This is a genomic window from Arthrobacter sp. Soil_N43, assembly GCF_057655195.1.
Genome location: NZ_JBDGML010000054.1, coordinates 17,814 through 30,522, shown reverse-complemented (window position 1 = coordinate 30,522; position 12,709 = coordinate 17,814). Strand labels below are relative to the sequence as shown.

The following is a 12,709-nucleotide window of genomic DNA, read 5'->3' as shown; positions in this document are numbered from 1 at the left end:
TGCGGCGCACCGGCGCCGTATGCATCGGCTGAGTGCGGAGTCAAATTGGCAGGATCCTCCGCTCGCGCAGAGGGATTGACCACACCCGTCGACGTCGTCGGGCTGTGATCGCATACGACCTGCCGTTGCAGGTAACGCAATTGGGCCATCTTTCTGCTCATCATTAGAATCAACTCGCTTACCAAATGTTTGGGACAAGAAAAGCATCCGTCCCGAGGCTGCAATCGAACCGTGTCAGTTTGAGACACAAGCGGCTCTCATCTCGCGATCCCTAAGCCGGCATCACCTTCTTGCCATCGCGGGACTCGCCACCTGAAATCCTTTTGACCTAATGATTCATTCCCTCAGAAGTCATGCCGCCTCATCCCCATACTCCGATGAATGAGTGGAAGCATCATCGCTGTTTGTCATTCTGATAGCCCCATCATCGCTGGGCGGGCCCTCCGCGCAACCAGGGCGCCAAGGGCCGACCGCAACCAAAAGTTTCGTTGGGCGCTCCTCCGTCGCTTATCTCCTCACCAAACTTTTGGTTCCGGCCGGTCCCCCAAGTTGCACTCCGAATCCTTCTGCCCAGCGGTTGAATCCTCTATCAGAACGGCACCCAAATCCAACGACCACAGTCACGCCAAGAAGGTCAAAGAACCAGGGGACCATGGAAACGCTCACCATCAAATCTCCCGCAGATCTGCTCAGCTTCATCGGCCGCACCCTCGGCTTCTGGCCGCAGGAGAGCCTAGTCTGCGTCACCGTGGACACCGACTGCCTCGGGCTCACCTTGCGCGTGGACCTCCCCCGGCACGACGGCGGTGAGCTCGGCTACGCCCCACCGTCGCCGGCTACCTTAGCCATGACCCGGACGCCACGAGCGTCCTCTTCGCCGTCTACACCTAAACACCCTGGGACGCCGACCAACCCAAACCCCGCGCGGCGATCAGCGCCGCACTCACCGGCGTGCTGGCCCAGCGCGGCATCACCATGAGCGACGGGCTACTCGTCGGGGAGAAGACTTTCACCCAGCACGACGGCGACCCCCAGCACAGCGCCGCAATCCCCCCCCTGACGGCTACCCAGACCAGCGCGATCAACGCCGAATTGCTCCCATGGAGAGGTATCAGAGCAAACACAACCCGAAGGTGCACGGCATGGACGATCTTCCAGCCATTGGCACACAGGCCTCCTCAGCCGAGATCCCGACGGCACGTTTGTCACGCCTCCAGCACTCTCCTTCGCCCAGGTTCCCCGCAAATCATGCACCTCGGCATGTCCGGCCCATGAACCGCTATCAGCCACAAAGTGTGCGGAAAGGGAAGCAAAGATGCGAGTCGAACAGCCGCCGTCGAAAGTCTGTGCACAATGTTCACACCCCTTTGGACGGACAAAGGGCGATGAGGGCAATCTCCTGGGCCGTCAGGAAGCAGCTATTGGATGAAAACCATGAAACGAAAATTCTATTGGTCATGTCGTCAACACAACCCTTCATCATGAATGAGTGATGGCCAACAACGGCCATCAGAGCAAGCCCGAAAGGAGGACGGAAACCCCACATCCCAGCAAGCGGAGGGCCCACAGCCAAGGCCCCTGACCCCGCCACCCACACAACTTCACAGGCCATCGCGGCGGCCAGGCACCAGCCACGGAACAACGTCAGAGGGACCCGCGGAGGGTCCATGTACACACATTAAAAGCAAAAACCCCTCTGACGAGGGGTAATGCGTGCCCGAGGTGGGACTCGAACCCACACACCTTTCGATACCGCATTTTGAGTGCGGCGCGTCTGCCAATTCCGCCACTCGGGCGCGGAGTACACGGAGTAACAATCGTAGGCCCACAGTGTGATTGTGAGCAACGCAGCCACTTCCAGTGCGCGGAATTACTCTACATGCAGATAGGCTGAAACCCAGAATCGCGCCAGTGCCGCCGCAACAAGCCATGCAGATCCAAGTACATCCGTGGGGCGCAACTAAGATAGTCCTGTTCCCGCCGTACCTTTTCAAGGAGATCCCGTGTCAGAACCGACGGAGTCAAACACCACGTCCCAGCCGGCGCGCCGCGTAATTGTCGCTGAAGACGAAACCCTCATCCGCCTGGACATCATCGAAATCCTGCGCGGCGAGGGCTACGACGTTATCGGCGAAGCAGACAACGGCGAGAAGGCCGTGCAGCTGGCCGAGGAGCTCAAGCCGGACCTCGTCCTCATGGACGTCAAGATGCCCGTCATGGACGGCATCTCCGCTGCCGAGAAGATCGTCAAGGCACGCATCGCCCCCGTGGTGCTGCTGACCGCCTTCAGCCAGAAGGAACTCGTGGAGCGCGCCCGCGACGCCGGCGCCATGGCCTACGTGGTGAAGCCCTTCACCCCGGCAGACCTCATCCCGGCCCTGGAGATCGCGCTCTCCCGCCACGAGGAGATCAAGGCCCTCGAAAGCGAGGTCAGCGACCTGCAGGAGCAGTTCGCCACCCGCAAGCTCGTGGAGCGCGCCAAGAGCCTCCTGACCACCAAGATGGGCCTCACGGAGCCGGAAGCCTTCCGCTGGATCCAGAAGACCTCCATGGACCGCCGCCTGAGCATGCGCGAAGTGGCTGAGACCATCATCAACCAGGTCAACTAGCTAAAAGACGAAAAGGAGGATCCCCGCCAGCCGGCAGGGACCCTCCTTTTTTGTTCACACAGAACACAGCAGCAAGGGAGGGTCCCCGCCAAACGGCGGGGACCCTCCCTTGTTGCTCAGCTACTCAGCAGCGGCTGAAGCCTAGTTCTTCTTCTTCTTTTCCGGCCACGGGCCAAGCTTCTCCCTGGTCGTCCCCTCGCCCAGGCGCGCGGTGTCGGCGAGGTCGCCCACCTTGTGGACCTTCAGCGAGTTGGTCGAACCGGCCTTTCCGGGAGGGGAACCGGCGGCGATGACCACCAGGTCACCGTCTTCCACGAGCCCCATGTCCAGCAGGCTGCGGTCCACCTGGGCCGTCATTTCGTCCGTGTGGCCCACCATGGCCACCAGCTGCGGCTGGATGCCCCAGGTCAGTGCCAGCTGGTTCCAGACCTGCTCCACCGGAGTGAACGCGAAGACCGGCTTGATCGGGCGCAGACGGGACAGACGGCGGGCGGAGTCACCGGACTGCGTGAACGTACAGATGTACTTGGCGTCCAGCTGGTCGGCGATTTCGACGGCGGCACGGGTGATGGCGCCACCGCGGGTCTTGGGCTTGGTGCCCAGCGGGGGGACGCGCTCCAGGCCGTGCTCTTCGGTGGACTCGATGATCCGGGCCATGACCTTGACCGTTTCGATCGGGTACTTGCCCACGCTGGTCTCGCCGGAGAGCATGACTGCATCGGCGCCGTCGAGCACTGCGTTGGCGCAGTCGGAAGCCTCCGCGCGGGTGGGGCGCGGGTTGTCGATCATGGACTCGAGGACCTGCGTGGCCACGATGACCGGCTTGGCCCAGCGGCGTGCCAGTTCAATGGCGCGCTTCTGCACGATCGGCACTTCCTCCAGCGGGAGCTCCACACCGAGGTCGCCACGGGCCACCATGATGGCGTCGAAGGCGTCGATGATTTCGTGGAGCTGGTCCACGGCCTGCGGCTTCTCGATCTTGGCGATCACCGGAACGCGGCGGCCTTCTTCGTCCATGATCTCGTGGACGCGCTTGATGTCGGTGGCGTCACGGACGAACGAGAGCGCAACCAGGTCGACGCCGCGGCGGATCGCCCAGCGGAGGTCGTCCTCATCCTTCTCGCTCAGCGCGGGGACGTTCACGGCAACACCCGGCAGGTTGATGCCCTTGTTGTTGGACACCATGCCACCGACAGTCACTTCGGCGACGACCTTGACGTCGTCCACCTCGATGGCGCGCAGTGCAACCTTGCCATCGTCGATCAGAAGGGCGTCGCCCACGTTGACGTCCTCGGTGAGGCTCTTCAGCGTGGTGGAGCAGATCTCCTTGGTGCCGGGCACGTCTTCGGTGGTGATCGTGAAGATGTCACCGACGGCGAGCTCGTGCGGGCCGTCCACAAAACGGCCAAGACGGATCTTCGGGCCCTGGAGGTCCGCCATGATCGCCACGGCCTTGCCGAGGTCCGTCGCAGCCTTGCGGACGTTCTCATAGGTGCTGTCGTGCACGGAGTAGTCGCCGTGGCTCATGTTCATTCGGGCTACGTCAACGCCGGCTTCCAGCACCGCGAGGGTGTTTTCATAGCTGGCAATGGCCGGTCCGAAGGTGGCCACAATTTTTGCGCGTCTCATATACCTACCCTATTGGTCTCTTGCATTGGTTAAGTTGTCATGGAGGTGAACTTTCACCTCCGAGGCATAACTAGAGGACGGCGATGGCGCGGTCCGTCGGTGCAACGGGAGCGGGCAGAATCGTGCTCCCCATCAGGTACTTGTCCACGGCCGCGGCTGCGGCACGGCCTTCGGCGATGGCCCACACAATGAGGGACTGCCCGCGTCCGGCGTCACCGGCGACGAAAACGCCCTCGGTGTTGGTCATGTAGTAGCCGTCCCGGGACACGTTGCCGCGTCCGTCGAATTCGGCGTGGACCTGTTCGGTGATGCCGGCGGGCTCCGCGCCGGTGAAGCCCAGGGACAGGAACACCAGGTCGGCGGGGATGATCCGCTCGGTGCCGGCCTTGGGGAGCCTCTTGCCGTCAACGAACTCGGTTTCGGCCACCTTGACGCCGGTGAGCTTGCCGTTCTCGCCGACGAACTCCACCGTGGAGGCGAGGTAAGTGCGCTCACCGCCTTCTTCGTGGGCGCTGGCCACCTCGAAGAGGGTGGGGAAGGTGGGCCACGGCTGGTGGCCGGCGCGCTCCGCCGGAGGCTGCTTGCCGATGGCCAGCGTGGTCACCGAGGCGGCGCCGTGGCGGTGAGCCGTGCCGAGGCAGTCGGCACCGGTGTCGCCGCCGCCGAGGATCACGACGTGCTTGCCCTTGGCGTGGATCTGGTTTTCTACCTGCTCGCCTGCCACCACACGGTTGGCCGGAACGAGGTAGTCCATCGCGAAGTGGACGCCTTCGAGCTCGCGGCCCGGGATCTTCAGGTCGCGCGGTACGGTGGCGCCGGTGGCGATGACCACCGCGTCGTACCGGCGGCGCAGCTGCTCCCAGGTCACGTCCGTACCGACGGCGACGCCGGTGCGGAAGCGGGTGCCCTCGGCCTTCATCTGCTCGAGCCGGCGGTCCACCTGCTCTTTTTCCATCTTGAAATCGGGGATGCCGTAGCGCAGCAGGCCACCGATCTTGTCATCGCGTTCATACACGGCCACGGTGTGGCCCACGCGGGTCAGCTGCTGGGCGACGGCGAGGCCGGCGGGGCCGGATCCCACGACGGCGACCGTCTTGCCGGTCAGGCGGTGCGGAGGCAGCGGGTTAACCCAGCCGTTGTCGAAGGCCTGGTCGATGATGGACACCTCGACCTGCTTGATGGTCACGGCAGGCTGGTTGATGCCCAGCACACAAGACGCCTCGCAAGGGGCCGGGCACAGGCGTCCGGTCCACTCGGGGAAGTTGTTGGTGGCGTGCAGCCGCTCAATCGCTTCCTCGCCCTTGTCCCGCCACACGAGGTCGTTCCACTCGGGAATCAGGTTCCCCAGCGGGCAGCCCTGGTGGCAGAACGGCACGCCGCAGTCCATGCAGCGGCCTGCCTGACTCTTGAGGACACCCTTTTCCTGGGCCTCGTAAACTTCCTTCCAGTCCATGATGCGGACGGGAACGGGGCGGCGTGGCTGGGTTTCACGCTGGCGTACTTTCAGAAATCCGCGTGGGTCAGCCACCGGTCACCTCCAGGATTCGAGACCAAACTTCTTCGCCGTCGGGGTCCAGGCCCTCTTCAATGGCGTCAAGACGGGTTTGCAGCACGGCCGCGTAATCGCGCGGCAGCACCTTGGTAATGCGGGCAGCAGTGTCGTCGAAGTTCTCGAGCAGGCGGGCGGCCAGCTGGGATTCGGTTTCCTCGACGTGCTTGACGAGCAGTCCGTGCACGATGTCGCGGTCCTCGGCGTCCAGTTCACGGAGCTGCAGTTCACCGGATTCCAGCGCCTGCTTGTTCACCCGGGCGCTGTCCAAGTCCAGGACGTAGGCCGTGCCGCCGGACATGCCGGCGCCGAAGTTGCGTCCGGTCCGGCCGATGATAAGCGTCTGTCCGCCGGTCATGTACTCACAGCCGTGGTCGCCGATGCCTTCGACAACCGCCGTGGCGCCGGAGTTGCGGACCAGGAAGCGTTCGCCCACCTGACCGCGCAGGAACAGCTCACCGCTGGTCGCGCCATAGCCGATCACGTTTCCGGCGATCACATTGCTCTCCGCCTTGAACACGTTGGTGCGGTCCGGCCGAACGATGATGCGTCCGCCGGACAGGCCCTTGCCCACGTAGTCGTTGGAATCGCCGTACATGCGCAGCGTGATGCCGGCAGGCAGGAACGCGCCCAGCGACTGGCCGGCGGTTCCGGTCAGCGTGATGTCGATCGTGTCCGTGGCGAGGATGTCCGTGCCGAACGTCTTCGTGACCACGTGGCCCAGCATGGTGCCTACCGAGCGGTCGGTGTTGATGACGTCCACCGAGATCTTCACCGGGGCACGGTCGGTCAGCGCCTCGGCGGCCATCGTGATGAGCCGCTGGTCGAAGTGCTTGTCCAGCTCGTGGTTCTGGCCGGTCAGGTTGCGCAGCGGCGCGTCGTCGTCGAACTCCAGCCCGTGCAGGATGGGGTCGAGGTCCAGGCCTTCGGCCTTCCAGTGGTCGATCGCCTCGCGGGTGTCCAGCATTTCCGCGTGCCCGATCGCTTCCTCGATGCTCCGGAAGCCGAGTTCCGCGAGGATTTCGCGGACCTCCTCCGCCAGGAATTCGAAGAAGTTGACCACGAACTCGGGCTTGCCGCTGAAGCGGGCCCGCAGCTCGGGGTTCTGCGTGGCAACACCCACGGGGCAGGTGTCCAGGTGGCAGACGCGCATCATGATGCAGCCTTCCACCACGAGCGGTGCCGTGGCGAACCCGAATTCCTCGCCACCAAGCAGCGCGGCGATGACGACGTCGCGGCCGGTCTTGAGCTGGCCGTCCACCTGCACCACCACGCGGTCGCGCAGGCCGTTGAGCATCAGCGTCTGCTGCGTCTCTGCGAGACCCAGCTCCCACGGGACACCGGCGTGCTTGAGCGAGTTCAGCGGCGAGGCGCCGGTTCCGCCGTCGTGACCGGAAACGAGTACGACGTCGGCCTTCGCCTTGGTCACACCGGCGGCAACTGTGCCGATGCCCACCTCGGAGACGAGCTTGACGTGCACCCGGGCCGAGGGATTGGCACGCTTGGCATCGTAGATGAGCTGCGCGAGGTCCTCGATCGAGTAGATGTCGTGGTGCGGCGGCGGGGAAATAAGGCCGACGCCGGGGGTCGAGTGGCGAGTGCGGGCAACCCAGGGGTACACCTTCTGGGCCATCAGTTGGCCGCCTTCGCCGGGCTTGGCGCCCTGGGCCATCTTGATCTGGATGTCGTCCGCGTTGGTCAGGTACAGGCTGGTGACGCCGAAGCGGCCGGACGCTATCTGCTTGACGGCAGAGCGGCGTTCGGGATCCAGCAGGCGGTCAATGTCCTCGCCGCCTTCACCTGTGTTGGACTTGCCGCCGAGCCGGTTCATCGCGATGGCGAGGGTCTCGTGGGCTTCCTTGGAGATGGAGCCGTAGCTCATGGCACCCGTGGAGAACCGCTTCACGATGCTGGAGACCGGTTCCACTTCCTCGAGCGGCACGGCGGGGCGGAGGCCGTCCTTGAACTTGAGGAGCCCGCGCAGGGTCATCAGGTTCTCGGACTGGTCGTCCACGCCCTTGGTGTAGGCCTTGAAAATGTCGTAGCGGCGCTCACGCGTGGCGTGCTGCAGCCGGAAGACAGTCTCCGGGTTGAAGAGGTGCGGCTCGCCGTCGCGGCGCCACTGGTACTCGCCGCCGCCCAGCAGGGGACGGTGGGGCTGCTCGATGCCGCTCTCGGGGTACGCCATCTCGTGCCGGGCCGAGACCTCGGCCGCGATGACGTCCAGGCCAACGCCGCCCAGCTGGGAGTGCGTGCCGGCAAAGAATTCGTCGACGAGCTCCTGGCCGAGGCCCAGCGCTTCGAACGTCTGGGCGCCGGTGTAGGAGGCCACGGTGGAGATGCCCATCTTGGACATGATCTTCAGGACGCCCTTGCCCAAGCCCTTGATGAGGTTGTAGACGCCGTCCTGCGGGGTGACCCCCACGACGTCGCCGGCGGCGATGAGCTGCTCCACGGATTCCATGGCCAGGTACGGGTTGACGGCGGAGGCGCCGTAGCCCACCAGCACGGCCACGTGGTGCGTCTCGCGGACGTCGCCCGCTTCCACCACGAGTGCGGTCTTGGTGCGGTTCGCGCTGCGCAGCAGGTGGTGGTGCACGGCGCTGACCAGCAGCAGGGAAGGAATCGGTGCCCACTGGGCGTTGGAGTCCCGGTCGGACAGCACCACGTACTGCACGCCGCGGTTGATGGCACCGGAAACCTGCTCGCAGATCTCGGTCAGGCGGGCACGCAGCGCGTTTTCGCCGCCCTCGGGGCGGTACAGTCCGCGGACCTTCATGGCCACGCGGTTGCCGTCGGCGTCCTCGATGTTGGCGATCTTCGCCAGCTGGTCGTTGTTGATGACCGGGAACGGAAGGGAGACCTGCGGCTGGCGGACCTGCTTGGTGTCGAGCAGGTTGCCGTTCGGACCGATGGCGCAGGTCAGCGACGTGACCAGTTCTTCGCGGATGGCATCCAGCGGCGGGTTGGTGACCTGCGCGAAGGACTGCACGAAGTAGTCGAACAGCAGGCGGGGGCGCTTGGACAGCACCGCCACAGGCGTATCGGAGCCCATGGCGCCCAGCGGCTCGGCGCCGGTGCGGGCCATGGGGCCCAGCAGGATCTTGAGCTCTTCGGTCGTGTAGCCGAACGTCCGCTGCCGGATGTTCACGGACGCGGCCGTGTGCACGACGTGCTCCCGCTCCGGGAGTTCGTTGAGGTCGATCAGGTTGTCCTTGACCCATTCGGCCCAGGGGTTCGCCGCGGCGACCTCGGCCTTAACCTCTTCGTCGTCGATGATCCGGCCGGCTTCGGTGTCCACGAGGAACATCTTGCCGGGCGAAACGCGACCCTTCTTGACCACTTTGGAGGCTTCGACGTCGATGACGCCGACCTCGGAGGCGAAGACCACGAGGCCCTCTTCAGTGATCCAGTACCGGCCCGGACGCAGGCCGTTACGGTCCAGCGTGGCGCCGACCAGGTTGCCGTCCGTGAACGACACGGCGGCGGGACCGTCCCACGGCTCCATCAGCAGGGAGTGGTACTCGTAGAACGCGCGGCGTGCCGGATCCATGGTGGCGTGGTTCTCCCACGCCTCCGGGATCATCATCATGATCGAGTGCGTGATGGGGCGGCCGGACAGCCAGAGCAGCTCGGCCACTTCATCGAAGGACGCGGAGTCCGATGCACCGGGAGTGCAGATCGGGAAGAGCTCTTCCGGGGAATCGCCCAGCAGCGGGTTGGCCAGCTGCGACTGGCGGGCGCGCATCCAGTTCCGGTTGCCCTTGACGGTATTGATTTCACCGTTGTGGGCGATGGTGCGGAACGGCTGCGCCAGCGGCCAGGACGGGAAGGTGTTGGTGGAGAAGCGCGAGTGGACGATCGCCAGCTTGGTCTTGAAGCGCTTGTCGGAGAGGTCCGGGTAGAACGGCTCCAGCTGGGCCGTGGTCAGCATTCCCTTGTAGACGATGGTCCGCGAGGACAGCGACGGGAAGTACACGCCGAACTTGTTCTGGGCACGCTTACGGATGCGCCAGGCCCGGGAGTCAAGTTCGTTGCGGTCCAGCTGCTCGCCGGTGGAGGAGGCGAAGAACGGCTGGGAGAAGTACGGCATGCAGGCGCGGGCCATGGCACCGACCAGGTCGGCCACCACGGGCACTTCACGCCAGCCGAGGACGGTGAGGCCCTCGTCTGCCGCGAGGCCTTCGATGCCGGCCTTGGCGGCGTTGGCTTCGCGCTGCTCCGCGGGGAGGAAGGCGGTGCCCACGACGTACTGCCCGGGGGCGGGCAGTTCGAATTCGGTGACGGCCCGGAAGAACTCGTCCGGTACCTGCATCAGCAGGCCAGCGCCGTCACCCGTTCCCTCGTCGGCGCCAACGGCGCCGCGGTGCTCAAGGTTGCGCAGGGCCGTCAGCGCGGCATCAACGATGTCGTAGCCGGGCTCCCCCCGCAGCGTGGCGATGATCGCAAGACCGCAGGCGTCCTTCTCCTGCTCCGGGTTGTAGAGCCCTGCTGCCTCGGGCAGCGCCGCAAACCGCTTGAACGGTGACATGGCGGCGCCAGCCTGGGTCGGTTCGGACCAACTGGGGCTGGAAAGAGTTTGGGTCATGGGAGACGTCCTTCCTCCTGATCGTGCGTATGGAAGGGACAACGTTGGCCCCACTCAGAGCGCCGCTGTGATGGGCACAACAAAGTGTTAGTTACTGGAAATTGTAGGGCAGGGACCCTTGCGGAACTAAGAGTTACGCAGGCTTCCCGCCCGGGCTTGACCGGCCAGCAGCTCTATGCTGCCCAGTGATGGGCCCTTATGCCACGACGCTGTGGTGTTGGGCGCTGCGAGCGGTGGCTCTGGCTGCCCTGTTGCCGGTGCTGACTAGCGGGTGCCGTCAGGTTCCGACGCGGATCCGGTGGCTGAGGCACCGGATTTTCCGGTGTCCGGCGACCCCTTGGCGGACGTGGTGCCGCCAGTGGACGCCGGCACTGCTTCCGTTGGGGCAGAAGAGTGGCCTGGACCGTTTTGGTTATCAGGGAGATTATCACGGGATTCACTATCTGAGACAATGGCGTCCGGATCACGGACCGGATCCGCGGCGGCCCGACGGCCGCTTGCCTTCTCCCCCGCCTGCTCCGCTGGCTCCTCCGGTGACTGCTCCCGCGCCTGCTCCGGCGAGCCGCCGTCGTCCTTTTTGTCGGCTCCGGCAGGCTCACCGGCCGTTTCGACGGCAGGTTTGCGGCCCGGGAGGTAGACGTTCTCCGCATCGGCGTTCTTGCGCCGCCCCAGCAGAATGAACACTGCCAGCGCCGCGGCGAAGACGAAAATGCTGGTCCAGACATTCAGCCTAGTGGTGATGCCGAACAGGCTGATCTGTTCTGCGTCGTCGATCCGCATGGCTTCAATCCATACCCGGCCCAGCGTGTAGTACATCGCGTACAGCCAGAAGAGCCGGCCGCGGCGGAAGTGGAACCGCCGGTCCAGTGCCAGGAGAATCAGGACCCCGGCGATGTTCCACAGCGACTCATAAAGGAACGTGGGGTGGAAGAGGGTGTCCGCCGCGTAGCCTGACGGGAAGTTCGCGTTGTCCGCGTCCACTTGTAGGCCCCACGGCAGCGTGGTGGGCCCGCCAAAAAGCTCCTGGTTGAAGTAGTTGCCCCAGCGGCCCACCGCCTGCGCGAGCAGCAGTCCCGGCGCAGCAGCGTCCAGGAAGGCGGTCAGCTTCACGCCGGCCCGGCGGCAGCCGATCCAGGCGCCGAAAGCGCCCAGCACAACGGCACCCCAGATCCCCAGCCCGCCGCGCTGGATCTGCGGGATCAGGGACAGGTCACCGGTGCCGTCAAAGCCCGGACCAAAGTAGGCATCCGGGGAGGAAAACACGTGGTAGAGCCGGCCGCCAATGATCCCAAACGGAATGGCCCAAATGACGATGTCCCACACGCTGCCCTCGGGGGCCCCGCGCTTCGCCCAGCGCACGGACGTCAGCCAGAGGCCGACGATGATGCCCGCGAGGATGCACAGGGCGTAAGCGTGGATGCGCAGCGAGCCCCACGGCAGCGGAATGTCGAAGCCGGACCAGTCCGGGCTCGGAATGCTCGCCGGGACCATATTCGCCGGCACCAAGGCTGCCGCGGAGTGGAACATCTGCATGGAGGGCTACTTCCTGGTCAGTCCGGCGCTGAGGTCCCGGGTGAGGCTGGCCACGGCATCTGCGCCGCCGTCGCGGATGGCGGCAACAAGCGCCGTCCCCACGATCACGCCATCGGCGTAGGCGGCGATTTCCGCCACGTGCTCGGCGTTCGATACCCCGAGGCCCACGCACACCCGCTCCGCCCCGGCGTCCTTGGCGGCGGCCACCACTCCCTCGGCCGCGGCGCTGACCGACGACCGGGCGCCGGTGACGCCCATGATGGAGACTGCGTAGACGAACCCGCGGCTGGCCTCAACCGTGCGCCGCATGCGCTCTGTCGAGGACGACGGCGCCACGAGGAACACGCGGTCCAGCCCGTACTTGTCGGAGGCCGCCATCCATTCCGCGGCTTCATCCGGAATGAGGTCGGGCGTGATGAGGCCCGCTCCCCCGGCCTCGGCCAGGCGGCGGGAGAATTCGTCCACGCCCATACGGACCACGGGGTTCCAGTAGGTCATGACCAGGACGGCCGCGTCGGTTTCGGCGGTGATGCCGGCGACCACGTCAAAGACCTGGCGGACGGCAAAACCCTTGGCCAGCGCCTCGGTGGTGGCGGCCTGGATCACCGGGCCGTCCATCACGGGGTCAGAGTAGGGAATGCCGATCTCGATGAGGTCCGCACCGTTGCGCGCCAGGGCGATGCCTGCCGCGATGGTCTCTTCGACGGTGGGAAAGCCGGCAGGCAGGTAGCCGATGAGGGCCGCCCGTCCTTCTGCGCGGGCCTTGTCAATGGCGATTGCCGATTTGCTGGTCATCTGCGC

At 65.3% G+C, this 12,709-nt stretch carries 7 protein-coding genes and 1 tRNA gene; 2 read left to right on the top strand and 6 right to left on the bottom strand.

What is annotated here, in order from left to right:
* Positions 1-652: 652 nt before the first annotated feature.
* Positions 653-979: a DUF4192 family protein gene (locus tag AC3A3W_RS04455; protein WP_487440656.1), complete on the top strand. Its 327-nt coding sequence runs from the start codon at positions 653-655 to the stop codon at positions 977-979.
* A 735-nt stretch (positions 980-1,714) separates the two neighbouring features.
* Here the strand turns inward: AC3A3W_RS04455 and AC3A3W_RS04450 are convergent.
* A tRNA-Leu gene (locus tag AC3A3W_RS04450) sits at positions 1,715-1,796 on the bottom strand.
* A 207-nt stretch (positions 1,797-2,003) separates the two neighbouring features.
* Here AC3A3W_RS04450 and AC3A3W_RS04445 point away from each other — a divergent pair.
* The gene (locus tag AC3A3W_RS04445) at positions 2,004-2,609 is read left to right on the top strand and encodes an ANTAR domain-containing response regulator (protein WP_487440655.1); all 606 of its coding nucleotides are present in this window, start codon (positions 2,004-2,006) and stop codon (positions 2,607-2,609) included.
* A 141-nt stretch (positions 2,610-2,750) separates the two neighbouring features.
* Here the strand turns inward: AC3A3W_RS04445 and pyk are convergent, their stop codons facing one another.
* From pyk to trpA, 5 genes are all read right to left on the bottom strand, one after another.
* A complete protein-coding gene (pyk, locus tag AC3A3W_RS04440; RefSeq protein WP_487440654.1) occupies positions 2,751-4,238 on the bottom strand; it encodes a pyruvate kinase in 1,488 nt (495 codons plus the stop codon).
* Between the two features lie 70 nt (positions 4,239-4,308).
* On the bottom strand, positions 4,309-5,766 hold the full coding sequence (locus AC3A3W_RS04435) for a glutamate synthase subunit beta (protein ID WP_487440653.1): 1,458 nt from the start codon (positions 5,764-5,766) through the stop codon (positions 4,309-4,311).
* Positions 5,759-10,375 (bottom strand): glutamate synthase large subunit, encoded by a 4,617-nt coding sequence (gene gltB / locus AC3A3W_RS04430; protein ID WP_487440652.1) that lies wholly within the window; start codon positions 10,373-10,375, stop codon positions 5,759-5,761. Before gltB ends, AC3A3W_RS04435 begins: the two co-directional genes overlap by 8 nt.
* Before the next feature lie 264 nt (positions 10,376-10,639).
* The gene (lgt, locus tag AC3A3W_RS04425; protein ID WP_487440651.1) at positions 10,640-11,908 is read right to left on the bottom strand and encodes a prolipoprotein diacylglyceryl transferase; all 1,269 of its coding nucleotides are present in this window, start codon (positions 11,906-11,908) and stop codon (positions 10,640-10,642) included.
* Positions 11,909-11,914: 6 nt separating this feature from the next.
* Entirely contained in the window at positions 11,915-12,703 is a 789-nt protein-coding gene (trpA, locus tag AC3A3W_RS04420; RefSeq protein WP_487440669.1) for a tryptophan synthase subunit alpha, read from the bottom strand.
* Between the last annotated feature and the right edge of the window lie 6 nt (positions 12,704-12,709).

Bases quoted from the DNA above. Each gene is read 5' to 3' on its own strand.
- gltB (WP_487440652.1), bottom strand. From the start codon at position 10,375: ATGACCCAAACTCTTTCCAGCCCCAGTTGGTCCGAACCGACCCAGGCT.
- trpA (WP_487440669.1), bottom strand. From the start codon at position 12,703: ATGACCAGCAAATCGGCAATCGCCATTGACAAGGCCCGCGCAGAAGGA.
- pyk (WP_487440654.1), bottom strand. From the start codon at position 4,238: ATGAGACGCGCAAAAATTGTGGCCACCTTCGGACCGGCCATTGCCAGC.
- AC3A3W_RS04455 (WP_487440656.1), top strand. From the start codon at position 653: ATGGAAACGCTCACCATCAAATCTCCCGCAGATCTGCTCAGCTTCATC.
- lgt (WP_487440651.1), bottom strand. From the start codon at position 11,908: ATGCAGATGTTCCACTCCGCGGCAGCCTTGGTGCCGGCGAATATGGTC.